19 protein-coding genes and 2 pseudogenes are annotated in these 26,106 nt (G+C 62.5%); 16 read left to right on the top strand and 5 right to left on the bottom strand.

Features of this window, described 5'->3' with window-relative positions; translation table 11 throughout:
• Nucleotides 1-4: 4 nt before the first annotated feature.
• Together AAGS40_RS12615 and speE are read right to left on the bottom strand one after the other, a co-directional pair.
• Nucleotides 5-418 carry a VOC family protein gene (locus AAGS40_RS12615; RefSeq protein ID WP_345811755.1) on the bottom strand — a complete coding sequence of 138 codons (414 nt, stop codon included), beginning with the start codon at nt 416-418 and terminating at the stop codon, nt 5-7.
• 113 nt (nt 419-531) lie between these two features.
• On the bottom strand, nt 532-1,410 hold the full coding sequence (gene speE, locus AAGS40_RS12610) for a polyamine aminopropyltransferase (protein WP_345811754.1): 879 nt from the start codon (nt 1,408-1,410) through the stop codon (nt 532-534).
• Between the two features lie 285 nt (nt 1,411-1,695).
• Between speE and tkt the strand changes: the two genes are divergently transcribed.
• Nucleotides 1,696-3,717: a transketolase gene (tkt, locus tag AAGS40_RS12605; protein WP_345811753.1), complete on the top strand. Its 2,022-nt coding sequence runs from the start codon at nt 1,696-1,698 to the stop codon at nt 3,715-3,717.
• A 101-nt stretch (nt 3,718-3,818) separates the two neighbouring features.
• Nucleotides 3,819-4,829, top strand: coding sequence for a type I glyceraldehyde-3-phosphate dehydrogenase (gap, locus tag AAGS40_RS12600; RefSeq protein ID WP_345811752.1), 1,011 nt, complete (start codon nt 3,819-3,821; stop codon nt 4,827-4,829).
• A gap of 137 nt (nt 4,830-4,966) precedes the next feature.
• Here the strand turns inward: gap and fur are convergent, their stop codons facing one another.
• Nucleotides 4,967-5,395, bottom strand: a complete 429-nt coding sequence (gene fur, locus AAGS40_RS12595; protein ID WP_012434340.1) for a ferric iron uptake transcriptional regulator — start codon at nt 5,393-5,395, stop codon at nt 4,967-4,969.
• A gap of 158 nt (nt 5,396-5,553) precedes the next feature.
• On the opposite strand from fur, the gene AAGS40_RS12590 reads away from it, so the two are divergent.
• The 10 genes from AAGS40_RS12590 (at nt 5,554) to AAGS40_RS12545 (ending at nt 16,116) form a co-directional block, all read left to right on the top strand.
• Complete coding sequence (locus AAGS40_RS12590; protein WP_345811747.1) at nt 5,554-6,390, top strand: outer membrane protein assembly factor BamE; 837 nt, start codon at nt 5,554-5,556, stop codon at nt 6,388-6,390.
• Between the two features lie 285 nt (nt 6,391-6,675).
• Nucleotides 6,676-7,473 carry a 4-hydroxy-tetrahydrodipicolinate reductase gene (gene dapB, locus AAGS40_RS12585; protein ID WP_345811746.1) on the top strand — a complete coding sequence of 266 codons (798 nt, stop codon included), beginning with the start codon at nt 6,676-6,678 and terminating at the stop codon, nt 7,471-7,473.
• A gap of 92 nt (nt 7,474-7,565) precedes the next feature.
• Entirely contained in the window at nt 7,566-8,276 is a 711-nt protein-coding gene (locus AAGS40_RS12580; protein ID WP_345811745.1) for a MotA/TolQ/ExbB proton channel family protein, read from the top strand.
• Nucleotides 8,277-8,305: 29 nt separating this feature from the next.
• Nucleotides 8,306-8,749, top strand: coding sequence for a biopolymer transporter ExbD (locus AAGS40_RS12575; RefSeq protein WP_345811744.1), 444 nt, complete (start codon nt 8,306-8,308; stop codon nt 8,747-8,749).
• 137 nt (nt 8,750-8,886) lie between these two features.
• The gene (leuS, locus tag AAGS40_RS12570; RefSeq protein ID WP_345811743.1) at nt 8,887-11,490 is read left to right on the top strand and encodes a leucine--tRNA ligase; all 2,604 of its coding nucleotides are present in this window, start codon (nt 8,887-8,889) and stop codon (nt 11,488-11,490) included.
• Nucleotides 11,491-11,593: 103 nt separating this feature from the next.
• On the top strand, nt 11,594-12,145 hold the full coding sequence (gene lptE / locus AAGS40_RS12565; RefSeq protein WP_345811742.1) for an LPS assembly lipoprotein LptE: 552 nt from the start codon (nt 11,594-11,596) through the stop codon (nt 12,143-12,145).
• A gap of 30 nt (nt 12,146-12,175) precedes the next feature.
• A complete protein-coding gene (holA, locus tag AAGS40_RS12560) occupies nt 12,176-13,324 on the top strand; it encodes a DNA polymerase III subunit delta (RefSeq protein WP_345811741.1) in 1,149 nt (382 codons plus the stop codon).
• A 149-nt stretch (nt 13,325-13,473) separates the two neighbouring features.
• The gene (locus AAGS40_RS12555) at nt 13,474-14,745 is read left to right on the top strand and encodes a glutamate-5-semialdehyde dehydrogenase (protein WP_345811740.1); all 1,272 of its coding nucleotides are present in this window, start codon (nt 13,474-13,476) and stop codon (nt 14,743-14,745) included.
• Between the two features lie 91 nt (nt 14,746-14,836).
• Nucleotides 14,837-15,253 (top strand): CopD family protein, encoded by a 417-nt coding sequence (locus tag AAGS40_RS12550; RefSeq protein ID WP_345811739.1) that lies wholly within the window; start codon nt 14,837-14,839, stop codon nt 15,251-15,253.
• A gap of 443 nt (nt 15,254-15,696) precedes the next feature.
• Nucleotides 15,697-16,116 (top strand): hypothetical protein, encoded by a 420-nt coding sequence (locus AAGS40_RS12545; RefSeq protein ID WP_345811738.1) that lies wholly within the window; start codon nt 15,697-15,699, stop codon nt 16,114-16,116.
• 100 nt (nt 16,117-16,216) lie between these two features.
• Here AAGS40_RS12545 and AAGS40_RS12540 read toward each other — a convergent pair whose 3' ends face one another.
• On the bottom strand, nt 16,217-16,468 hold the full coding sequence (locus AAGS40_RS12540; protein ID WP_345811737.1) for a nuclear transport factor 2 family protein: 252 nt from the start codon (nt 16,466-16,468) through the stop codon (nt 16,217-16,219).
• Between AAGS40_RS12540 and AAGS40_RS12535 the strand changes: the two are divergent.
• From AAGS40_RS12535 to AAGS40_RS12520, 4 genes and pseudogenes are all read left to right on the top strand, one after another.
• A pseudogene (locus AAGS40_RS12535) lies at nt 16,430-16,614 on the top strand (gamma-glutamyl-phosphate reductase); the annotation flags it as partial. The gene AAGS40_RS12540 and the pseudogene AAGS40_RS12535 sit on opposite strands and share 39 nt — an antisense overlap.
• Nucleotides 16,615-17,631: 1,017 nt before the next feature.
• Nucleotides 17,632-17,991, top strand: a pseudogene (locus AAGS40_RS12530) (hypothetical protein); the annotation flags it as partial.
• Nucleotides 17,992-18,108: 117 nt separating this feature from the next.
• The gene (locus AAGS40_RS12525; RefSeq protein ID WP_345814398.1) at nt 18,109-24,099 is read left to right on the top strand and encodes a YadA-like family protein; all 5,991 of its coding nucleotides are present in this window, start codon (nt 18,109-18,111) and stop codon (nt 24,097-24,099) included.
• 123 nt (nt 24,100-24,222) lie between these two features.
• Complete coding sequence (locus AAGS40_RS12520) at nt 24,223-24,942, top strand: OmpA family protein (protein WP_345811736.1); 720 nt, start codon at nt 24,223-24,225, stop codon at nt 24,940-24,942.
• A gap of 68 nt (nt 24,943-25,010) precedes the next feature.
• Here AAGS40_RS12520 and AAGS40_RS12515 read toward each other — a convergent pair whose 3' ends face one another.
• Complete coding sequence (locus AAGS40_RS12515) at nt 25,011-25,856, bottom strand: MurR/RpiR family transcriptional regulator (RefSeq protein ID WP_345811734.1); 846 nt, start codon at nt 25,854-25,856, stop codon at nt 25,011-25,013.
• Between the last annotated feature and the right edge of the window lie 250 nt (nt 25,857-26,106).

The raw sequence follows: 26,106 nt of genomic DNA, 5'->3' as shown, positions 1-26,106 counted from the left end.
TGGTTCACGAAAGGTGGCGAGCGAGCGCCCAACGGTAGCCATCCAGGTCTTCGACCTGGGCGAACCGGTCGCCCCAGAACTGATCTTGTGGCTCGCTCAGCGATTTCGCGCCGGCGGCGAGAGCCCGCGCATAAACCGCGTCGACATCGTCGACATAGACATAGAACGATTGCGGCGCGATCGCGCCTGCGCTTTTCGGTGTTTTCGCGGCGGAGCCGAATGCGCCTTCCGGCGCGAACATCACGATCAACTGGCCTTGATACGTCATCTCGACATGCATGACGACACCATCGTCCTGAACACTGTCGCGTACCTCGAAGCCGAACGCCGCTGTGAAAAATGCGGTCGCGGCGCGGGCGTCGCGCACGGTCAGATAAGGGGTCAACCAGGGCACACCGGCGGGGCGGGAGGCGGTCATGGAGTTCTCCGGATCTAATGTTGGCGGGACGCTTGCTGCAAGGCACGCGGCCACGCGTCTGTCGAAAAAACCGACAGCGCGGTGGGACGGGAACTGTGCATTTTGCCCACGCGTCAACGGGATGGCTTTAAGAATTGACTTAGTTTATCGCGCACGGACCTGGATGTTGAGAAGAGTCCGGCATGCCTATCCGCGCCGTAATGGTGCAGCGAGTCGAGCCGGCGCGCGGCAAGGGCTTCGGTGAGCGTGTCTTGGGCAAGCGCGGACGGGTCGAGCGTGTCGCTGGCGGTCGCCATCATCCATAGCGAGCCGTAGAGCGGAACGTAAGCGCTCATCGTGCGAACGACGGCGAACGCGGCGCGCAGTTCTTCGTGCAGAGCGGCCACGCGCTCGGGATGGAAATAGGGCGAGCCGAGATGCACGGAGATGGCGGACGTGGGGCGCATGATGCGCTTGAGTTGCCGGAAGAACGCTTGCGTGTATAAGCCGGCGGCGGGTGAGTCGGGCGGCGTCAGGTCGAACACCACGAGATCGAACGACAGCGCCTGCGCAGCCGCCACATACCGCGCGGCGTCGCCGATGACGAGTTCGACGCGCGGATTGTCGAAGGCGCCGCCAACCACTTCCGGCAAATGCTCGCGGGTCAGGCGTACAACTTCGGCGTCCAGCTCCGCCACCACGATCCGCTCAATAGACGGATGCCGCAGCAGTTGCCGCGCGGCGCCGCCGTCGCCGCCGCCGAGGACCAGCGCCGCCCGCGGCGACGGATGCGCGAGCGCCGCGGGATGCACCATGCATTCGTGATAGATGAATTCGTCGCCGACCGACGTCATCGGCCGTCCGTCGAGTGTGAAGAGCCGGCCAAGCTGCGAGGTCTCCCATACTTCAATGCGCTGATACGGCGAATCGACGCGCGCCACGCACGTCGCGTCCGGAAAACCGTAGACGGCGTCAGGTGAAGGACGAAACAGCAAGGTGTCGCTCGGGTTCAAGGCAGCAGGCTCCGCGCGTGCAACGACAGGACGGGACAACCGATTGTAAAGGGCCGTCAGGCCCGGCGCGCGGCGTGGCTTTGCCGGCCGCAGCGGCGCGCGTCCTCGCGGCTTTCGGCGCGGGAACCAAAGGACGTTCTGTTAGAATGTCTCGCTTTCAGCTTTGTCCGTTTGCTCTGCCCGTTTCGCGTCTGTCGGCGCCGCATCGTGCGCCTTGGCGAACTGGCATTCGAGCTTCCGGGCCTCAAGCGCGCACCGCCTTCTGACTCTGTCTCCGGACTCGACATGACGACTTCGTCTCCCGCACCCACTTCCCTGATGGCCAACGCAATCCGCGCGTTGTCCATGGACGCCGTTCAAAAAGCGAATTCCGGCCACCCCGGTATGCCGATGGGCATGGCCGAGATCGGCGTGGCCCTGTGGTCGCGTCATCTGCGTCACAACCCGAAGAACCCGCAGTGGACCGATCGCGACCGTTTCGTGCTGTCGAATGGTCACGGCTCCATGCTGCTGTACTCGCTGCTGCACCTCACCGGCTACGATCTGCCGATCGAAGAGCTGAAGAACTTCCGTCAAATGCATTCGAAGACGCCGGGCCATCCGGAATACGGCATCACGCCGGGCGTCGAAACCACCACGGGGCCGCTCGGCCAGGGTCTGGCGAATTCGGTTGGTATGGCGCTCGCCGAGTCGCTGCTCGCGACCGAATTCAACAAGCCTGATGCCACCATCGTCGATCACCACACCTATGTGTTCGTCGGCGACGGTTGCCTGATGGAAGGCATTTCGCACGAAGCCGCATCGCTCGCGGGCGTGCTGAAGCTGAACAAGCTGATCGCGTTCTACGACGACAACGGCATCTCGATCGACGGCGAAGTGGTGCACTGGTTCCACGACGACACGCCGAAGCGGTTCGAAGCCTATGGCTGGAATGTGATCCCGAACGTGGTCGGTCACGACGTGGACGCAGTGGACGCCGCCATCAGGCAGGCCAAGCAGTCCGACCGGCCCACGCTGATCTGCTGCAAGACGGTGATCGGCGAAGGCTCGCCGAACAAGGCGGGCAGCCACGATTCGCACGGCGCTGCGCTCGGCGACAAGGAAGTCGCGGCCACGCGGGAAAAGATCGGCTGGAAGTGGGAGCCGTTCGTGATTCCGCAGGAAGTCTACGCAGCCTGGGACGCCACGGAAGCCGGCGCGCGCAACGAGTCCGAATGGAACAAGGCGTTCGCGGCGTACGAGGCGAAATACCCGCACGAAGCCGCCGAATTCAAGCGCCGCATGGCCAAGCAACTGCCGGCCGACTGGGCGGAGCAGGCGAAGGCGATCATTGCCGGCGCGAACGAGCGCGCCGAAACCATTGCCACGCGTAAGGCGTCGCAGCAGGCGATCGAAGGTTTGTCGGCCGTGCTGCCGGAACTGCTCGGCGGCTCCGCCGACCTGACCGGCTCGAACCTCACCAACTGGAAGGCGGCCAGGAACGTGCGCGTGAACGCGGAAGGCAAGGCCGCCGGCAACTACGTGAACTACGGCGTGCGCGAATTCGGCATGAGCGCGGCGATCAACGGCATCGCGGTGCATGGCGGCTTCAAGGCGTTCGGCGGCACGTTCCTGACGTTCTCCGATTACAGCCGCAACGCGCTGCGCGTTGCCGCGCTGATGAAAGCGCCGTCGATCTTCGTCTTTACGCACGACTCGATCGGCCTCGGCGAAGACGGCCCGACCCACCAATCGATTGAACATGTTGCGAGTTTGCGTCTGATTCCGCACCTGCAGGTGTGGCGTCCGGCTGATACCGTTGAGACCGCAGTGGCCTGGACGCAGGCGGTCGAGCATCACGGCCCGTCGTGCCTGATCTTCAGCCGCCAGAATCTGCTGTTCTCGGAGCGTTCCGACGCGCAGATCGCGAACATTGCGAAGGGCGGTTACGTGCTGCGCGACTGGAACGACGAGATCGTCGCACGCAAGATCATTCTGATCGCCACCGGTTCGGAAGTGGAGCTCGCGCTGAACGCGGTCGAGCCGCTCGCGCGTGAAGGGATTGCCGCGCGCGTCGTGTCCATGCCGTCCACCACGGTGTTCGACAAGCAGGACGCCGAGTACCGCGAACGCGTGCTGCCGCAAGGCGTGCGGCGCGTCGCGATCGAAGCGGGCGTCACGGATTTCTGGCGTAAGTACGTGGGGCTGGAAGGCGGCGTGGTCGGTATCGACACGTTTGGCGAATCAGCCCCGGCAGGCGTGCTGTTCAAGCACTTCGGCTTCACCGTCGAGCGCGTTGTAGAGACGGCTAAAGCCGCACTCGGCTGATCAACGGCGAGGCGCTGCCGCTCGCGTTCTGCAACGACGCGCGGCGGTGCAGCCGGTCAGACGAACTGGACGAATTTTTTTCAGCCATCAGGAGATAGACCATGACGATTCGCGTCGCAATCAACGGCTACGGCCGGATCGGCCGCAATACGCTGCGCGCCTTCTACGAAAACGGCAAGAAGCACGATATCGAAATCGTCGCCATCAACGATCTTGGCGACGCCAAGACGAACGCCCACCTCACGCAGTACGACACCGCGCACGGCAAGTTCCCGGGCGAAGTGTCGGTGGATGGCGACTACCTGGTCGTGAACGGCGACAAGATCCGCGTGCTGGCCAACCGCAACCCGGCCGAACTGCCGTGGGGCGAGCTGAACGTCGATGTCGTGATGGAATGCACGGGCTTTTTCACGACCAAGGAAAAGGCGAGCGCGCACATCAAGGGCGGCGCGAAGAAGGTGATCATTTCGGCGCCGGGCGGTAAGGACGTCGACGCGACGATCGTCTATGGCGTGAACCATCACGTGCTGAAGGCTTCGGACACCGTGATCTCGAACGCATCGTGCACGACGAACTGCCTCGCGCCGCTCGTCAAGCCGCTGAACGACAAGATCGGTCTGGTGAATGGTCTGATGACCACGATCCACGCCTACACGAACGACCAGGTTCTGACGGACGTGTACCACGAAGACCTGCGCCGCGCGCGCTCGGCCACGCACAGCCAGATCCCGACCAAGACCGGCGCGGCTTCCGCGGTCGGCCTGGTGCTGCCGGAACTGAATGGCAAGCTGGACGGCTACGCGATTCGCGTCCCGACGATCAATGTGTCGGTGGTCGACCTGTCGTTCATCGCCGCGCGCGACACGACGGTCGAAGAAGTCAATTCGATCATGAAGGAAGCATCGGAAGGCGCGCTGAAGGGCATTCTCGGCTACAACGAGGCGCCGCTGGTCTCCATCGACTTCAACCACAACCCGGCTTCGTCGACGTTCGACGCAACGCTGACCAAGGTGTCGGGCCGCCTGGTGAAGGTGTCGAGCTGGTACGACAACGAGTGGGGCTTCTCGAACCGCATGCTGGATACGGCTGTGGCACTGGCTAACGCAAAGTAAGCAGGCTCGCCTCGTGTCAGACAAAAGCCGCTCTTCGGAGCGGCTTTTTCACATCTGCTTTGGCTGTTGCTTCTAGCCCTTCTGCTTTCAGAAACTTGTCCACCGAACCGCGTCCCCGGACACGATTCAACGCAGCGTCAATGCTTGCGATGCGGGCAATTCTCTTTCGTGCACGCACCATACAGCGCGAGCGCGTGCTCCTGCAGCTTGAAGCCGCGTTCCTTCGCGATGGACTGTTGACGGCTTTCGATTTCGGAGTCGAAAAACTCTTCGACGAGCCCGCAATCGAGGCACACGAGGTGGTCGTGATGCGACCCTTCGTTCAGTTCGAACACCGCCTTACCTGATTCGAAGTTGCTGCGCGACAGCAGGCCCGCCTGCTCGAACTGCGTGAGCACGCGATACACGGTGGCAAGGCCGATATCGAGTTCCTCATGCAACAGGTTGCGGTAAACGTCTTCGGCCGTCAGGTGGCGCACCGGGCTATGCTGAAAAATCTCGAGGATTTTGAGGCGCGGAAGGGTCGCCTTGAGCCCGATATTCTTGAGATCGGTTGGATTGGTCATGACAAGGGATCCCTAGAGTACAATGCTGGGCTCTCATAGTAATGTGTTTTTGCCGTTCTGGTCATCTTCGATGGAATGAAACTCGCGCGGCTCGTCAGCGGGCCCGCACGGTGAGTGAAATGATTTCAAAATCTCAATTGATCTACCGGGGGAGCCGCATGCGGGGTACCTTGATCGCTGTTGCGACTGTCGCGGTTCTTGCCGGATGTTCCACTTACGACAGCCTGACGCAGCGTATTGCCCAAAGCATCACGCCCTACCGGATCACGGTAGTGCAAGGCAATTTCGTCTCGAAGGAAGCCGCAGCACAGATGCAGGTTGGGATGTCGCGCGCGCAGGTCAAACAAGTGCTCGGCACGCCGCTGCTGACCGACATGTTCCATGCGGATCGCTGGGACTACGTGTTCTATTTCAAGCGCGGCTCGACTAACGTCGTTCAACAGCGCGACTTCGTGGTGAACTTCGTGGGCGATCGCCTCGCCAGCTGGTCGGGCGGCGAAGACCTGCCTTCGAACCTCGAACTGCTTGCTGAAATCGACGGCGACAAGAGCGGCAAGAAGGCTTCTGTGCCGGTCGCGTCGAGCGCGGCAACGGCGTCGAGCAGCGTCAGCGCCGCGTCGGCTCCGGCCACGCCGACGGTCGACACCACGCGCTCGCCGTCGGTCGACGGCGCTGCCGCGGCCGCCGCGCCGTCCACGGACGCCAATGCGGAGGCCGCGCAGGCCGCCAATCGCGCAACCAACGCCGTGCAGTTGACGCCGAGCAACACGCGCTCCGCCGTGCCTAGCGCCCCGACGCCCAACGCGGGCGGCATTCCGCCGCAAGGCCCGACGTCGGGCGGGCAGCCGCAGATCCAGTTCCACCGTCCGCCGCCGCCGCCGAATCCGGGCACGGACAACAGCAATCCGGTTGGACCCACGGGCCCGCAAAGCAGCAGCCCGACGCTTAACGCGCCGTTGACTGCTCCGCCGGCTACGTCGGGAACAGGCGGCTGATAATGCTGTCGGTGTCAGGGCAGGGCGCTGCAACGTGCAGTGGCCCGGCTTGGGTTGTCACGGCTGGTAGTGTCCCGCTTGTGTGAGTCGTCGCGTAAAGTGGTTCTTTCACGTTATTGCGCGCGCCATAGGCGCCTCGCGCGCGAACACCGCCTGTCGTGCCTGCCACGTCAGATGAATGCGCCGCCGCAGTCATGCCGCCTGCCGCATCTCATTCGCGCTGGCTCCTGTGCGCCGCTCTTTGTCCGCGTTTTTTCCGCCTAGCCTTTTCGAACCGTCGTAGCCATGAAAATTGCCATTGCTGGCGCATCGGGCCGTATGGGCCGCATGCTCATCGAAACTGTCCTCAACGATCCTGACGCCACGCTGTCCGGCGCGCTCGACCGGGCAGGCTCCCCGCAACTCGGTCAGGACGCCGGCGCGTTCCTCGGCAAACAGACGGGCATCGTGCTGACGGACGACGTCGAACGTGTGTTCGCTGAATCGGACTATCTGATCGACTTCACCCGTCCCGAGGGCACGCTGATGCATCTGGAAGCGGCGCAGCGTCACAACGTGAAGATGGTGATCGGCACGACCGGGTTCGACAACGCGCAAAAGGCGCAACTGCGCGCCGCGGCCGACAGCATCGCCCTCGTGTTCGCGGCGAACATGAGCGTGGGCGTGAACGTCACCATGAAGCTGCTCGAATTCGCGGCAAAGCACTTTGCGACCGGCTACGACATCGAGATCATCGAAGCGCATCACCGTCACAAGGTCGACGCGCCGTCCGGCACGGCATTGGCAATGGGCGAAGTCATCGCCGACGCGCTCGGCCGCAAGCTCGACGACTGCGCTGTCTATAGCCGCGAAGGCGTGACCGGCGAGCGCGATCCGTCCACCATCGGCTTTTCGGCGATTCGTGGCGGCGACATCGTCGGCGACCATACGGTGCTGTTCGCGGGCATCGGCGAGCGCATCGAAATTACGCACAAATCGGCGAGCCGCCTGTCTTACGCTCAGGGCGCGCTACGTGCTGTACGTTTCCTCGAAGGCCGCCCAACCGGCTTCTTCGACATGCAGGACGTGCTCGGCCTGCGGTAACCTGCATTAACCCGTTCTCAGCGCGTTGCGGCAGCGCGATCGACTCGCGCTCCGTTTGCAACCCTGAAAACACTTTCTCGCGGCGAGGTCAGATGGCAGGCAGCAGCGGCATCATCCATTACCTGCAAACCAGCGACGCGATCACGCATGGCGTCGCTTACGTATTGCTGACCATGTCGATTGCCAGCTGGTGTTTTCTGATCGTCAAAAGCTGGATTCTCACGCGCGCCAAACGGCAGGCCACGCGGGCGCTGTCGCAGTTCTGGCAGGCGCCTACGCTGACTGAAGGCGTCGCCGCGTTAAAGCGCGTCGACCGCGAGCGCGTCTTCACGCCCCTTGCCGAGGCCGCGCTCCATGCGGCCGAGGTGGACATTCCCGGCGCGCTGCTCGCTCGCGTCGAGCGCGGCGAACGCGTGCTGCGCGCGCTGCGCCAGGCGCTCAATGCGTCGCAGCGGCGGCTCGAATTCGGGCAGGTGCTGCTGGCGTCGGTGGGCAGCACCGCGCCGTTCGTCGGCTTGCTCGGCACGGTATGGGGCATTTATCACGCGCTCGGCAGTATCGCGGCGAGCGGGCAGGCGCAGATCGAGAACGTCGCGGGGCCGGTGGGCGAGGCGCTGATCATGACGGCATTCGGCCTCGTCGTCGCGATTCCCGCCGTGCTTGCGTACAACGTGCTGGGGCGTCTCGTGCGGCAGTTGTCGGAGGAACTCGACGGCTTCGCGCACGATCTGCACGCTTATGTATGCGCACCCGCCGGGCCGGCTCAGGCGCCCGCGCGGCACCCTCAGGCCTCGGCTCACTAAACGCGCGAACGGCGGCAGAAGGAGGCGACATGGCATTCGGCGGACTGGAAAAGAAGCAGGCGGCCGCGCCCATGGCCGACATCAACATGACGCCGTTGATCGATGTCATGCTGGTGCTGCTCGTCATTTTCATCATTACCGCGCCATTGTTCACGCACGCGATCCGGCTCGATTTGCCGAAAGTCGCGGCAGCGCCCGCGCGTCAGACGCCGCACACCATTTCGCTGTCGATCGACGCCGCCAGCCGGCTCTACTGGAACGGCAAGCCCATTACGCTCGACCAGATGCGCGCGCAGTTCGTGCAGGCGGGCAAAGAGGCCGAACAGCCGGAAATCCAGCTACGCGCCGAGCGCTCCACGCGCTACGAGATGATCGCCCAGGTGATGGGCGCGGCCCAGCAGGCGGGGCTCGAAAAGATCGGCTTCGTCACCGACCCGCCGCCGCCATCCATGGCAGCGCCGGCCGCGCCATAGCGCCGCCGCCGCGCGGCGCACCCGTCCGCGAACGGTATAATCAGCCCTTTCCCCGCAGAAGGGGAATCGACGTCATTTCATCCAGCAGAGCACCAGGCCCGGTGCGAAAGCACCGAACCCAGCGATCCCATCACACCATGCACGAAAAATACGTTCCCTCCGACGTCGAATCCGCCGCGCAAGGGCAATGGCGCGCCATCGACGCGTACAAGACGACGGAAACCGCCGACAAGCCCAAGTTCTATTGCGTCTCGATGCTGCCGTATCCGTCGGGCAAACTGCATATGGGGCACGTGCGGAACTACACGATCAACGACGTGATGTACCGCTATCTGCGCATGAACGGCTACAACGTGCTGATGCCGATGGGTTGGGACGCGTTCGGCATGCCGGCCGAAAACGCCGCGATGGCCAACAACGTGCCGCCCGCGCGATGGACCTACGACAACATCGCTTACATGAAGAAGCAGATGCAGTCGATGGGCCTCGCGATCGACTGGTCGCGCGAAATCGCCACATGCAACCCAGACTATTACAAGTGGAACCAGTGGCTGTTCCTGAAGATGCTGGAAAAGGGCATCGCGTACAAGAAAACCGGCACCGTGAACTGGGACCCGGTCGACCAGACCGTGCTCGCCAACGAGCAGGTGATCGACGGGCGCGGCTGGCGCTCGGGCGCGCTCGTCGAAAAGCGCGAAATCCCGATGTACTACATGCGCATCACGCAGTACGCAGACGAGTTGCTGAACGACCTCGAAGGCCTCGGCTGGCCTGAGCGCGTCAAGATCATGCAGCAGAACTGGATCGGCAAGAGCTTCGGCGTGAATTTCGGTTTCCCGTATGAAATCGACGGCGAACAGAAACTGCTGCGTGTGTTCACCACGCGCGCCGATACGATCATGGGCGTGACTTTCTGCGCGGTCGCCGCCGAGCATCCGCTTGCCACACGCCTCGCGCAGGACAAGCCGGAGCTGCAGGCGTTCATCGAAGAATGCAAGCGCGGCGGCGTGGCCGAAGCCGACGTCGCGACCATGGAAAAGAAGGGCATGGGCACCGGCTTCTACGTCACGCATCCGCTGACGCAGGAACAGGTGGAAGTGTGGATCGGCAACTACGTGCTCATGAGCTACGGCGAAGGCGCGGTCATGGGCGTGCCGGCGCACGACGAACGCGACTTTGCGTTCGCGAAAAAATACGGGCTGCCAATCAAACAGGTGGTGGCCGTCGAAGGCAAGGAGTACTCGACGCAAGCCTGGCAGGAGTGGTACGGCGAGAAAGTCGGCACGCTGGTCAACAGCGGCAAGTACGACGGCCTCGCGTATGAGGCGGCCGTCGACCAGATCGCGGCAGACCTGAAGGAACTCGGCCTCGGCGACAAGCAGATCACGTGGCGTCTGCGTGACTGGGGCGTGTCGCGCCAGCGTTACTGGGGCACGCCGATTCCGATCATCCATTGCCCGACGTGCGGTGACGTGCCGGTGCCGGAAAAAGATCTGCCGGTGGTGCTGCCCGAAGACCTCGTGCCGGACGGCACGGGCAACCCGCTCGCGAAGTCGGAAGCGTTCGTGAATTGCACCTGCCCGACCTGCGGCGGCGCGGCGAAGCGCGAAACCGACACCATGGACACGTTCGTCGATTCGTCCTGGTACTTCTATCGCTATGCGTCGCCGGACGCGAAAACCATGGTCGACGCGCGCACCGACTATTGGGCGCCGATGGACCAGTACATCGGCGGGATCGAACACGCGATCCTGCACCTGTTGTACTCGCGGTTCTGGGCGAAGGTGATGCGCGATCTGGGCCTCGTCAACTTCGGCGAGCCGGCGAAGAACCTGCTCACGCAGGGCATGGTGCTCAACGAGACGTACTACCGCGAAAACGAAGCGGGCAAGAAAACCTGGTACAACCCGGCCGACGTCACCGTGTCGTTCGACGACAAGGGCCGCCCGGTCGGTGCCGTGCTGAATGCGGACGGCCAGCCGGTCGTGCTCGGCGGCGTCGAGAAGATGTCGAAGTCGAAGAACAACGGCGTCGATCCGCAATTGCTGATCGATCAGCATGGCGCGGACACCGCGCGTCTGTTCGTGATGTTCGCGGCTCCGCCCGAGCAGCAGCTCGAGTGGTCCGGTTCGGGCGTGGAAGGTGCGAGCCGCTTCCTGCGCCGCGTGTGGAGCTTCGGTCAGGCGAACGAAGCCGCGCTGCGCTCGGGTGGCAAAGCGGACGGCAAGTTCGACGCCGCGAACCTGAGCGACGTCGAAAAAACGCTGCGCCGCGAGATTTACACGGTGCTCAAGCAGGCCAACTTCGACTATCAGCGCTTGCAGTACAACACGGTGGTGTCGGCGGCCATGAAGATGCTCAATGCGCTCGACAGCGCGAAGGGCGCTCAGCCGGCCGTGCTGCACGAAACATATGGCGTGATGCTGCGCGTGCTGTATCCGGTCGTGCCGCACCTCACGTTTCAGCTCTGGCAGGAACTCGGTTACGCCGACGAATTCGGCTCGCTGCTCGACGCGCCGTGGCCGAAGGTCGACGAAAAAGCGCTGGAGCAGTCGGAAATCGAACTCGTGCTGCAGGTGAACGGCAAGGTCCGCGGCGCGATCACGGTTGCGAAAGACGCATCGCGTGAATCGATCGAACAGCTCACGGCCGGCCATGAGATAGTCGCCAAGTTCAGCGAAGGCAAGGTGCCGAAGAAGATCATCGTGGTGCCGGGCCGCCTCGTGAACGTGGTCGTTTGATCACCGGTATCACCGTTGGCAACATGACAGCGGACAGCACGCCGTCGCTGTGCGCGGCGGCCGCTGTCCTCCATACGGAATCCACTGCGAACCAGGAGCCCATGTGACTCGCAGATTGTTTTTGACGCTCGCATGCAGCGTGTCGATGCTCAGCGCGTGCGGCTTCCAGCTGCGCGGCCAGCAGGACTATGCATTCAAACGCCTGTATATCGCCGGCGGCTCCCAGGCGGCGGGCGCGCGGCTCACGCGCATGGTGCAAGGCGGCAGCGATACCGTGGTGGTCAACACGGTGGCGAACGCCGACGCGACCTTGCAGATTTCCGAGGCGCGCGGCATCGGTACGCTGACGCTGAATACCCTTGGCGTGGTCGAAGAGTATCAGCTGAATCTCACCATGAACTACTCGCTGGTCGGCAAGGACGGCACCGTGCTGATTCCGCCGAGCGTGATCGCGCTGAACCGCGCAATGACGTACAGCGATCAGTACTCGCAGGCGAAGGTGGCAGAGTCGGACATTCTGTTCGCCGACATGGAAAACGATGCGATCGACCAGCTCACGCGGCGTCTTTCCATCGTGAAGTCGTTGCATCCGGCGCCGGGTCAGGGCGCGCCGGCGGTTGCGCCGGGTGGGCCGTTGCCGCCGCCGCCGCTGTGAACCCGTGCTCCACTTCACCGATCGGTAGCCATGCAACTGCGACTTGACGCGCTCGAAGCGCATCTCGCCAAAGGTCTCGCTGGCCTGTACGTCGTGTACGGCGACGAGCATCTGCTCGCGCAGGAAGCGAGCGACCGCATCCGTGCGGCGGCGCGCGCGGCTGGCTTCACCGACCGATCGGTGTTCACGGTCGAGCGCAGTTTCGACTGGAGTTCGCTGCTCGGTGCGAGCCAGTCGATGTCGCTATTCGGTGACCGTCAACTGGTCGAATTGCGCATTCCGTCGGGCAAGCCCGGCAAGGAAGGCGCGGAAGCGCTGAAAGCGCTCGCGTCGGCCGTCAACGACGACGTGCTCACAATGATCACGCTGCCGCGCCTCGACGCAGCCACGCAGAAGTCGGCGTGGTTTTCGGCATTGTCCGACGCGGGGGTTGCGTTGAAGATCGAGCCGGTCGAGCGCGCGCAGTTGCCGAATTGGGTAGGCCAGCGGCTCGCCGCGCAGAATCAGCGCGTGGCAGCCGGCGACGAAGGCCGGCGCGCGCTGGCGTTTATCGCCGAGCGTGTGGAAGGCAATCTGCTCGCAGCGCATCAGGAAATCCAGAAGCTCGGGCTGCTGTATCCGGCGGGCTCGCTCAGCTTTGAACAGATTCACGACGCGGTGCTCAACGTCGCCCGTTACGACGTTTTCAAGTTGAACGAAGCGATGCTGGCCGGCGATGTCGGCCGTCTGTCGCGCATGCTCGACGGCTTGCGCGGCGAAGGCGAGGCGGCCGTGCTGGTGCTGTGGGCAGTCGTCGAAGAAGTGCGCACGCTGTTGCGGATCAAGCGCGGCGTCGCCGCAGGCAAGCCGCTCGCGGTGCTGGTGCGCGAGAACCGCGTGTGGGGTCCGCGTGAACGGCTGATCGGACCGGCGCTTTCGCGTGTCACGGAAAGCGGGCTGGAAAAGGCGCTTGCACTGGCGGCGCGGCTCGACCGGCAGGTGAAGGGATTGTCGGGCGGCACGCCGGGTAATCATCGCCATGATCCACCGCCCGATCCCTGGGACGGCCTGTTCGAGCTGGCTATGACGGTCGCGGCGCCGAAAACGGCCGCTGCGCCGTCGCCGTCGCCGTCGCGACCTCGGGCGGGCACGCCGGCCGCATCGGCGCCGTCGGCGTCGTCGGTGCGCAGGCCTGGCTGAACGGCCGCTGGCTCGCATCTATTCCGCGCCGTTGGCGGTGGCCGTCGCCGCAAGCAAGCAAAGCCTCTTTGCCCGCCTTACAATCGTTCACGTTTGTTTATTCTGTCTGTCCGCCGCACTCGACCGTGCGCGGCACCACGAGAATCACCATGGATATCGACCAGTACATGACCGACCTCGGCCGACGCGCCCGCCAAGCATCGCGGGCGATGGCACGGGCGTCGACGGCGGCAAAAAATGCGGCGCTGGCCGCCGTCGCCGGGGCGATCGAGCGCGACGCCGCCACGCTGAAGGAGGCCAATGCGCGCGATGTCGCCAAAGCACGCGAGAAAGGGCACGACGCGGCGTTCATCGACCGCTTGACGCTGTCGGACAAAGCGCTGAAGACGATGGTCGAAGGTTTGCGGCAAGTTGCCGCGCTGGCCGATCCGATCGGCGAGATCAGCAATCTCAAATATCGGCCGAGTGGTATCCAGGTCGGTCAGATGCGCGTGCCGCTCGGCGTGATCGGGATCATCTACGAGTCGCGTCCGAACGTGACCATCGACGCCGCCGCGCTGTGTCTCAAATCGGGCAACGCGACGATTCTGCGCGGCGGTTCCGAAGCGCTCGAATGCAACACCGCGTTGGCGAAGCTGATCGGCGAAGGGCTGGAAGCGGCCGGTTTGCCGCAGGACGCCGTACAGGTGGTGGCCACGTCGGACCGCGCCGCGGTCGGCAAACTGATCACGATGACAGAACACGTCGACGTGATCGTGCCGCGCGGCGGCAAGAGCCTGATCGAGCGGCTGATGAACGAAGCGCGCGTGCCGATGATCAAGCATCTCGACGGCATCTGCCACGTGTACGTGGACGACCGCGCGGATCTGGCGAAGGCGCTGACCGTCTGCGACAACGCGAAGACGCACCGCTACGGCACCTGCAATACGATGGAAACGCTGCTGGTCGCGCGCGATATCGCCGCGCAAGTGTTGCCGCCGCTCGGCAAGCTGTATCGCAACAAGGAAGTCGAGCTGCGCGTGGATGCGGCGGCGCGCGCGGTGCTGGCCGATGCGGGCGTGGGGCCGCTCGTCGATGCCACCGAAGAAGACTGGCGCACCGAGTATCTCGCGCCGGTGCTGGCGATCAAGGTGGTCGACAATCTGGACGCCGCGATCGAGCACATCAACACCTACAGCTCGCAGCATACTGACGCGATCGTGACCGAAGACCACGACCGCGCGATGCGCTTTCTGCGCGAGGTCGATTCGGCGAGCGTGATGGTCAATGCGTCCACGCGGTTTGCGGATGGCTTCGAATTCGGTCTGGGCGCGGAGATCGGCATTTCGAACGACAAGCTGCATGCGCGCGGGCCCGTGGGACTGGAAGGGCTGACGTCGTTGAAATATGTCGTGCTGGGTCACGGCGAGGGGCGGCAATGAGCGCGACTCGTCAGTTGATGGACGCGTTAGCGGTGCCTCCGGCCTGCGCGCGCGCCGCATCGTGCCGCCACGTAGCACGCGGGGATTGCTGATGCTTTGGATCAAGACGTTTCACATTGTTCTGGTTGCATCCTGGTTCGCCGGCCTGTTCTATCTGCCGCGCATTTTCGTCAATCTGGCGATGGAAACCGAGCCGGCGGCAACGGCGCGGCTCCTCGTCATGGCGCGCAAGCTGTTCCGTTTCATGACGTTTATTGCGGTGCCCGCGTTGGCTTGTGGTCTGTGGTTGTGGCTGGTGGTCGGAATCGGCAGCGGGCAGGGCTGGATTCACGCGAAGGTCGGCGTCGTCGTGTTGCTGCTGATTTATCACGCTTATTGCGGCGTGCTGCTGCGCACGTTCGAGCGCGGGGAGAACCGTCGCTCGGACAAGTGGTATCGGATGTTCAACGAACTGCCGGTGCTGGGGATGTTGGCGGCAGTGGCGTTGGTGGTGATTAAGCCGTTTTAGGATCGGGTCCGGGGCTGCGCTTTTTTTGCGGCGCTTGCGGCTCTTATGTTTTTTTGCGGCTCATGAGATGGGGCAGTTTGCTGCGTGCAGCGGACTGCCCTTTTTGCTTTTCCTAGCGCTGAATGATCGTCCTAGGCCTAATGGCTAACATGGCTCACGGCCTTTATTGGGACAGGTTTCGTGGCTCGGGCTGACTTATAATTCTTGGACTGCTGGCTTTGACCAGTGGTCAGGTTTGACAGCCTGTGTCAGAAACCGCACACCCGCTCAGGCGGGGCGTGCGTCTGCCTCTGCACGTCTATATCAATGGGCGGGACGTGGTGGGGAGCCGCAAGGCTCGCCGGTTTTGTTTCTGACCCGGTCTGTCAACCCGCTACGTGCCCGCTCACCCACCTTGCAAGCGAGTGTCGGGCGAACCTATAAGGTCCTAGGGAGATCGCAGCATGAGCAAAACCAGAAAGAACATGAAAACCGAGTCGCGGCCGCCCGTCGACGCTTTGCAGTACGAAAAACTCGCGTTGTCCGCCTTCGGCTCCTGCGAACGGCAGTTGAGCCAACTCAACCGGCTGGCGACTCTCGCGGCCTCGATATGCAGGACTCCTGCGCTCACGAGCGCTGACAGACGCGAGCAGAAAGCGTTGCTGGAGTTGCTGCTGGAGACGTGTGAATCCTACGAGCGCGAAGTGGAATGCGACCGCGAGTTGTATCAGGTCATTGCACTCGATGCACGGGGCGTGCCGCATCGGCGGATTACGGCGAGCGTGGCGGCTAAATTGCTCGCCGAAGCGAAAGAGGAAGGGGAAGCGGTGGATGCGGGGGCAGATGAGGATAGCGAGTCGCGCGTGACGGCGACGACGCATTAAATTCAGTCAGGCCGGGCGGTCTGGAAAAGCAAAGAGGCGCGAAATATTCGCGCCTCTTTTTGTTTGTATCGTGGATGACGACTGCGGACAGTGCGCTCATCTACGTCGTTGCCTCGCGTACCGTACGCGAGGACGCGACACGCCATGTGTTGCCGCGCCGAACGTAGAGATCGGTGAACGCGTAACTCGTTGCGTTGATGCCGAAGGCCGGTGTGTAGTGGCTCATTCCGGACACGGTTGCGACATTTCCAACTACACGGATTTTCAGGTCTCCGACCGTTTGCACAGTGCCGGGCGGAAGCGTCGGCGATGCTTGACACTGTCGGACAAAGCGGTGAAGACGGTGGTCCAAAATTGCGGCAAGTCACCGCGCTGGACAGTTCGATCCGCAAAATCAGCAATCTTAAATATCGGCCAAGCGATATCTAGGTCGGTCAGATGCGCGCGCCGCTCGGCACGATCAGATTCTTTTACGAATCGCGTCCGAACGTGACTATCGCGGTTTTAGGCCGACGCGCGGAGCAGCACTTACGAGTAAGGGACCGGCCTTCCTCGCGAACTTCCGCGCGTAGGGAATCCATGCACCTGTCTCTGAGCGATTCGATCTACACCGCAGTTGTACTTCCCAAATCCGAGGGCCAACGCTTCGCTAGATATAAACGGGGGGCCCGGAAGCCGAAGCGCCCTCGGCTAGTTAATCCTTTGACTGACGGCGGAAGTTTGGTATCTACCCGGTCGACGCATCCGACGCTTGCTAGCCAATTCGTTTGATCCCAGTTTCGTTCAATTCACGACAAATGACTCGTCACATTTTTTCACGATGCGCAGTCGCGACGGTCGAAACGTATTTGTTCGCTAATTTGCGCTGGCGTTTAGCCCAGCAGAGCTACTCTCAGATTTGCCGAGATTGATGCGACAGCGGTCGGCAAATCTGTGCGTTAGCGAGCTCTAACTCGGCTAATCCTGTTTATGCATGAGTGAAGGTCAGTTGTGCTAGGTCTCTTGTCGAAAATCAGAATGTTCTGATTCGTTTCAAAACGGCGTCTCCGCTATTGCGACTTACTCTAAGAGCAATTGGGAGTCGTCCGATGTGCCGCCCGTTTATCTCACAATAAAATCGGTTATGGATTGAGCAGAGCGGCAAGTTTCAGATTTCAAATCGCTGGGTTCATTCCGGTACTTGTCTGTCATCCGGAAATCAGAGCCAACACCCGCGACTGCGGAGCGCATTCTTTTCCCATTTAATTTTTAAACGAGGCACTTGACTAACCGGTGCACCGTGGCGCGTTCGCGTCTATCCGTCGGTGGACCCTCAAGTTCTCGAACGAACTATCCATATATTTTTAGGAGTGCTTTGTGAATAAGATTTATAGATCCGTCTGGAACGAATCATCTGGATCTTGGGTGGCAGTGCAGGAAAATGCCGTCGCGCGAGGCAAGACGAAGTCAAGTCGCACGGTCATCGTTGCGTTAGGCAGTGTTGTCGCAGGCGTTGCCGGTCTCTCGCTGCCCGGCATGGCATGGGCCGATTTTTGTGCAGCTACTAGTACCGGTGCGTACAACTACACGTATTCCGGAACCGCATCTAACTGTTCTTCTTGGACCACCCGTGACCTTGCGGGGAACGTTCTCGGAAGGGACGATTTTAACGGCATGGGTCACGCCGGTACGGACATCATTGCTAGCACTACCCAGCGTAGGTTGGTCTTCATCCCAGGCGCAAACAGTGGAACCGCCTATATGGCGACGCTTACCAATGGTACGACGGGCGTATTGTTTTCTGGGCTTAATGCGGGTTTGGGAGCGTCTGACGCCGTCAATGTTAGTCAACTGCAGCCTGTCGTCACAGCCCTTGGTGGCGGAGCTACCTTTAACGCCACTACGGGTGCCGTCACGGGCCCAAGCTACGCACTGACTCAAGCAAATGCTATTGACGGCACCACCGGTCCAAGTAGTGACGTCGGCTCGGCTTTCAGCACCGTTGACGCTGCGTTGGGAAATTTGGGCAATCAGATCAACAACATCAACAATGGCGTTGACATCAAGTACTTCCACGCGAACTCGACGCTGGCGGATTCGTCGGCAACGGGCACGGACGCAGTGGCGATCGGTGGCAACGCGCAAGCGACGGCAGCGAACTCGGTAGCACTCGGTTCGAACGCAACGACGACAGCGAACCTGTCGGCGGCAGCGTACAACCCGGGTACAGGCGCGCTGGCTGGCGCAACGCCGGTGGGTGAAGTGTCGGTGGGTTCGGCAGGTGCCGAGCGTCGCATCACGAACGTTGCAGCCGGTTCGGCAGGCACGGATGCGGTGAACGTGAGCCAGTTGCAGTCGGAAGATGCGAAGGTGAACAACGTCAGCAATAACGTTGCGAACCTGGCCGGCAATGTGACGAACATCGCAGGTAGTGTCACCAACATCAGCAACACGGTGAACAACATCACCAACGGTGGCGGCATCAAGTACTTCCATGCGAACTCGACGCTGGCGGATTCGTCGGCAACGGGCACGGACGCAGTGGCGATCGGTGGCAATGCGCAAGCCACGACGGCGAACTCGGTAGCACTCGGCTCGCACTCGCTGGCAAACTCGACCACGCTCACGACGGCAGGCTTCACGCCAGTCGGCGGCACAGCAATCGCAGCAGCGACGGCAGCAGGCGGTGAAGTGTCGATGGGTGCAGCAGGTGCTGAACGTCGCATCACGAACGTCGCAGCGGGCCTGAACGGTACGGATGCGGTGAACGTAAGCCAGTTGCAGTCGGAAGATGCGAAGGTGAACAACGTCAGCAACAACGTTGCAAACCTGGCAGGCAATGTCACGAACATCGCGGGCAACGTCACCAACATCAGCAACACGGTGAACAACATCACCAACGGTGGCGGCATCAAGTACTTCCACACGAACTCGACGCTGCCCGATTCGTCGGCAACGGGCGCGGATGCAGTGGCGATCGGCGGCAATGCCCAGGCGACGGCAGCGAATTCGGTAGCACTTGGTTCGAACGCCAGGACGACAGCGAACCTGTCGGCCGCAGCGTACAACCCGGGTACGGGCACGCTGGCGGGTACAACGCCAGTGGGTGAAGTGTCGGTGGGTTCGGCAGGTGCTGAGCGTCGCATCACGAACGTGGCAGCCGGCTCGGCAGGTACCGACGCGGTGAATGTAAGCCAGTTGCAGTCCGCGGTTGCTGACAGCACGGCGAACGCAGTGCAGTACGACGACGGCACCAAGAACACGGTCACGCTTCAAGGTGCAGGCGGCTCGACGAAGATCACCCATCTCACGGCGGGCGATCTGAGCGCAACCAGCACGGACGCGGTGAACGGCTCGCAGCTGTACTCGACGAACGCGAACGTGGCGAACCTGGCAGGCAACGTGACGAACATCGCGGGTGATGTCACCAACATCAGCAACACGGTGAACAACATCACCAATGGTGGCGGCATCAAGTACTTCCACGCGAACTCGACGCTGGCGGACTCGTCGGCAACGGGTACGGATGCAGTGGCGATCGGCGGCAACGCCCAGGCGACGGCAGCAAACTCGGTAGCACTCGGTTCGAACGCAACGACGACAGCGAACCTGTCGGCCGCAGCGTACAACCCGGGTACGGGCACGCTGGCGGGCGCAACGCCGGTGGGCGAAGTATCGGTGGGCTCCGCAGGTGCCGAGCGTCGCATCACGAACGTGGCAGCCGGTGCGGCAGGCACGGACGCGGTGAACGTAAGCCAGTTGCAGTCGGCGGTGGCTGACAGCACGGCGAACGCGGTCCAGTACGACGACAGCACGAAGAACACGGTCACGCTGCAGGGTGCAGGCGGCTCGACGAAGATTACCCACCTGACGGCGGGCGATCTGAGCGCCACCAGCACGGACGCGGTGAATGGTTCGCAGCTGTACTCGACGAACGCGAACGTGGCGAACCTGGCAGGCAATGTCACCAACATCGCAGGTAACGTCACCAACATCAGCAACACGGTGAACAACATCACCAATGGTGGCGGCATCAAGTACTTCCACACGAACTCGACGCTGGCTGACTCGTCGGCAACGGGTACGGATGCAGTGGCGATCGGTGGTAACGCATCGGCAACGACGGCGAACTCGGTAGCCTTGGGTTCGAACTCGCTGGCGAACTCGACCTCGCTCACAACGGGAGGCTTCTCGCCGTTTGGCGGCACGGCGATCGCCGCAGCGACGGCAGCGGGCGGTGAAGTGTCGGTTGGTGCAGCAGGTGCTGAACGCCGTATCACGAACGTCGCAGCGGGCCTGAATGGCACGGATGCGGTGAACGTGAGCCAGTTGCAGTCGGAAGATGCGAAGGTGAACAACGTCAGCAATAACGTTTCGAACCTGAGCAACAATGTCAGCAACCTGGCCGGCAACGTCACGAACATCGCGGGTAATGTCACCAACATCAGCAACACGGTGAACAACATCACCAACGGTGGCGGCATCAAGTACTTCCACACGAATTCGACGCTGGCTGACTCGTCGGCAACAGGTACGGACGCAGTGGCGATCGGTGGTAATGCGCAAGCCACGGCAGCGAACTCGGTAGCACTCGGTTCGAACGCAACGACGACAGCGAACCTGTCGGCGGCAGCGTACAACCCGGGGACGGGCACGCTGGCTGGTGCAACGCCGGTGGGTGAAGTGTCGGTGGGTTCGGCAGGAGCAGAGCGTCGCATCACGAACGTTGCAGCCGGCTCGGCCAGCACGGACGCGGTGAACGTAAGCCAGTTGCAGTCGGCGGTTGCTGACAGCACAGCCAACGCGGTCCAGTACGACGACAGCACGAAGAACACGGTCACGTTGCAAGGTGCAGGCGGCTCGACAAAGATCACCCACCTCACGGCGGGCGATCTGAGCGCAACGAGTACGGATGCGGTGAACGGTTCGCAGCTGTATGCAACGAATCTGAACGTGTCGAACCTGAACAACAACGTCAGCAACCTGGCAGGCAACGTCACGAACATCGCGGGTAGTGTCACCAACATTAGCAACACGGTGAACAACATCACCAACGGCGGTGGCATCAAGTATTTCCACGCGAACTCGACGCTGGCTGATTCGTCGGCAACGGGCACGGACGCAGTGGCGATCGGCGGCAACGCGCAAGCCACGGCAGCAAACTCGGTAGCCCTCGGTTCGAACTCGGTGGCGAACTCGACCTCGCTGACGACGGCAGGTTTCACGCCGGTTGGTGGCACGGCAATCGCAGCGGCTACGGCAGCAGGCGGTGAAGTGTCGGTTGGCGCAGCGGGTGCAGAACGTCGTATCACGATCGTCGCAGCGGGCCTGAATGGCACAGATGCGGTGAACGTGAGCCAGTTGCAGTCGGAAGACGCAAAGGTGAACAACGTCAGTAACAACGTTGCGAACCTGGCCGGCAATGTGACGAACATCGCGGGTAATGTCACCAACATCAGCAACACGGTGAACAACATCACCAATGGCGCTGGCATCAAGTACTTCCATGCGAACTCGACGCTGGCAGATTCGTCGGCAACAGGTGCGGACGCGGTGGCAATCGGCGGCAACGCACAGGCCACGGCAGCGAACTCGGTAGCACTCGGTTCGAACGCAACGACGACAGCAAACCTGTCGGCGGCGGCGTACAACCCGGGTACGGGCACGCTGGCTGGCACGACGCCGGTGGGTGAAGTGTCGGTGGGTTCGGCAGGCGCAGAACGTCGCATCACGAACGTGGCAGCCGGCTCGGCCAGCACGGACGCGGTGAACGTGAGCCAGTTGCAGTCGGCGGTGGCTGACAGCACGGCCAACGCGGTCCAGTACGACGACAGCACGAAGAACACCATCACGCTGCAAGGTGCAGGCGGCTCGACGAAGATCACCCACCTGACGGCGGGCGATCTGAGCGCAACCAGCACGGACGCGGTAAACGGTTCGCAGCTGTACGAGACGAACGCCAACGTGTCGAACCTGAGCAATAACGTCAGCAACCTCGCGGGCAACGTGACGAACATTGCGGGTGATGTCACTAACATCAGCAACACGGTGAACAACATCACCAACGGTGGCGGCATCAAGTACTTCCATGCGAACTCGACGCTGGCGGATTCGTCGGCAACGGGTACGGACAGCCTCGCGGCAGGTCCGGCAGCCGTGGCAAGCGCTGTCAACGCAGTCGCAGTGGGCAACGGCGCGAATGCGTCGAACGCCGGCGCGGTGGCGCTCGGCGCCGGTTCGACGACCACCTCGGCAGTGGCGACATCGGGTACGACGATCGGCGGCGTGACTTACACGTTCGCCGGCACGGCTCCGACGAGCACGGTGAGCGTGGGCTCGGCAGGTAACGAGCGCACCATCACCAACGTGGCGGCCGGCCGTCTGAGCGCAACCAGCACGGACGCGATCAACGGAAGCCAGCTGTACGCAACCAACCAGCAGGTGACGCAGAACAGCAGCGACATCACGAACCTCACGAACATCGTGAACTCGGGTTCGGTCGGTCTGGTGCAGCAGGACGCGACGACGCGCACGGTCACGGTCGCGAAGGATACCGACGGTACGGTGGTCGACTTCACGGGCACGGCGGGCTCGCGTCAACTGACCGGCGTGGCGGACGGCGCGGTGAACGCCACGAGCGTGGATGCGGTGAACGGTTCGCAGTTGTACGCGCTGGCCGACTCCACATCCAAGGCGATGGGCGGTGGTTCGACGGTCAATCCGGACGGTTCGATCACGGCGCCGACGTATCTGGTGGGCGGCGACACGTTCAACAACGTGGGCGATGCCATCACCAACCTCGACGGCCGTACGACGCAGAACTCGACGGATATCAGCAACATCAACAACACGTTGAACAACATCACGAACAACGGCGCACCGATCAAGTACTTCCACGCGAACTCGACGCTGCCGGATTCTCAGGCAACGGGTGCCGAGTCGGTGGCGATCGGCGGCAACGCCCAGTCGATCGCGGCGAACTCGGTGGCATTGGGTTCGAACTCGGTCGCGGATCGTGCGAACACGGTGTCGGTGGGCTCGGCGGGTAACGAACGTCAGATCACCAACGTCGCAGCAGGTACGGCGGATACGGATGCCGTGAACGTCGCGCAGTTGAAGGCGTCGGGCATGATCAATCCGGACGGCACGACCAACGCCGCGGTCGTCTACGACCACAACGCGGACGGTACGACCAACTACAACAGCGTCACGATGGGTAACGGTGTTGACGGCGGTACGACGATCCACAACGTGGCGGCAGGCACGGCCGGCAATGACGCGGTCAACCTGGACCAGATGAACGCGGCGATCACCACGGTCACCAACATCGCACTGTCTGGCGGCAATCCGTTGTTCGCGGCGGACGGCGATCGTGACACCGAGGCAGCCGTGGCGAGCGGCACGCACGCCACGGCAATGGGTGCGAACTCGCAGGCGACCGGTGAAAACTCGGTAGCGACGGGTGCGAGCGCTCAGGCAAGCGGGTCGAACGCGGTGGCAATGGGTGCGAACTCGAAGGCGACCGGCGCGAACTCGGTGGCGTTGGGTGCGAACTCGGTGGCGGACCGCGACAACGCGGTGTCGGTGGGCTCGGCGGGCAGCGAACGTCAGATCACCAACGTCGCCGCGGGTACGGCCACGACCGACGCGGTCAACGTCGGCCAGTTGAATGACTCGATTAGCTCGGCAGTGGGCAATCTGCCGGCTGGCATGACGGCCAAGGACTACACCGACCAGCAGGTCAACTCGGTGCAGAACAGCGTCAACCAGCTCGCGAAGAACGCCTATGCCGGTATCGCAGCCGCTACCGCGCTGACGATGATCCCGGACGTCGATCAAGGCAAGACAATCGCGGTCGGTGTTGGCGGTGGTTCATACAAGGGTTCGCAGGCGGTGGCGCTCGGTATTTCGGCGCGCATCACCGAGAACCTGAAGATGAAGGCCGGCGCGGGTACCAGCTCGCAAGGCACCACGTTCGGTGTGGGTGCTTCGTACCAGTGGTAAGCGCCGTGACGGATGGGGCGTGAGCCCCGTCCGTCAGCCAGATCCGCTCCGACTTAACTGAAAGCACGCACGTGTCGCCGTCAAGGCGGCACGTGCAGCGCTTGAACTGACTGACTCGTGAAAATGAACTCCACTCTTTATCAATATCTTCGCGCGCCGATGCTAGGCGCGGTCGTCGCTACTCTCGCCGCGTGCACCACGCAGTCGGGTCCGACTTACACGCTCCACGCGATCAGCACGCCGAACCAGCAGGCACAGGTCTACCGGGTGACTTGCGGGGGGCTTTTCGAGGACTCGAACAGCTGCGTGCAAGTCGCGCAGGAGACCTGCAAGACGCAAGCAGTGAACTGGATCGAAGCCGTCGACGGCGTGACCGGTACGACGCTTAAAAAAGATCCGCGTGACATGACCTTCTCGTGCGGCAAAGCGGCGGTAGCGGAGCGCGTGGTTCAGCCTGTCGTTCAGCCGGTTCCGCAACCGGCGCCGCAGCCGCCGGCACGCCAGGTCCTTCTGCAGGGCAACGCGAACTTTGCCACCGATAGCGCGGAACTCACTGCGGTTGCGAAACAGAACCTCGATCACTTCATGAGCGTGAATCGTGGCCTGCAGCTGCATCGCCTGACGGTGACGGGTTATACCGATAGCACCGGTTCTGAACCGCACAACCTCGCGCTGTCCCAGGCGCGTGCGGAATCCGTCGCACAGTATCTGCGCAATGGCGGCCTTCATGCCGACGAGTTCATTGCGAAGGGCATGGGCAGCGCCGATCCGGTCGCATCCAACGCAACGCCTCAGGGCCGCGCGCTGAACCGTCGCGTCGACGTCCGCGTGCTGGCGGAATAACGCGCCGCAACGCGTCATTCAGCATCGGGGCCCGCGCATCGCGCGGGCCTTTTTTTCATGTCAACGCTTCAATCCCCGCCCTCGGTTCTCAGGCGTCCAATCGCGTCTTTCGCCTGGCCCACGCGTTCCACCAGTTCGGGGCCGCGCCTGAGCGCCACGCCCACCGCCAGAATGTCGCCGATCGCGAGATGCGACATGCGCGAGGTCATCGGCGAAAACACGTCGTTTTCTTCGACCACATTCGAGAACAGACTGATCGACGCGACCCGCGCAAGCGGCGAGCTGCCATGCGTGATCGCGATCACCTTCGCGCCGCGCGCAAGCGCAGAACGCGCAGCTTCGATGATGTCGCGCGTGCGTCCCGTGTTCGATACCGTCACCACCACGTCGCCGGGACCGAGCAGCGCGGCCGACATCGAATAGGTATGCGGATCGGAGTAGGCGACGCTCGGCATGCCGAGCCGGAAAAACTTGTGCTGGATATCCTGCGCGGCAATGCCCGAGCCGCCCGCGCCGTAGAACTCGATACGCGCCGCGTCGGCGAGCAGATTCACGGCCGCCTCGACGCTATCCGGCGACAGGTTGTTGCGCACTTCGATCAGCGTACCAATGGTCCGGTCGAACACTTTCGCGATCAGGCCCGGCATGCCTTCGTCCGGCCGCACGTCGCGATAGACGGTCGGCACGCCCGACGCGATTCCCTGCGCGAGCCTGATCTTGAACTCGCGAAAGCCGGAAAAGCCGAGCGCATGGCAGAACCGCGCAATGGTCGGCTGGCTCACGCCCGCGCGCGCGGCCACTTCGGTCATCGACAGATCGAGCACTTCGCGCGGCGCTTCGATCACGTAGTCGGCGAGTTTGCGCTCCGACGGCCGCAACTGTTCGCGCATCGCTTCCACTTGGGACAGCATCATTGGAAAACTCGCACTATGCTGAAGAATGCGTGGACTATAGCTGATGCCAAAAGAAGGTACAAAAACTACATACCGGCCGTAGGGGTTATCCCTGAGATCTGCTGTGAAAACTGCGAAGGCAGGCAGAACAAGGCTTTTGGGCAAGTGTCCAATGCCGCAACGCAGCAGCGCGAGTCATTGCGATGATGTAGTTTTTCTACTAAGATGGGCGTCGTCAACTGATCCCTATCCCGCGATACCTACCTGGCAT

Origin of the sequence: Paraburkholderia sp. PREW-6R, from assembly GCF_039621805.1 — a bacterium.
Lineage (GTDB): Bacteria > Pseudomonadota > Gammaproteobacteria > Burkholderiales > Burkholderiaceae > Paraburkholderia.
Note: the sequence above shows the minus strand (reverse complement) of the source record. Positions and strands in the feature narration are given on the sequence as shown.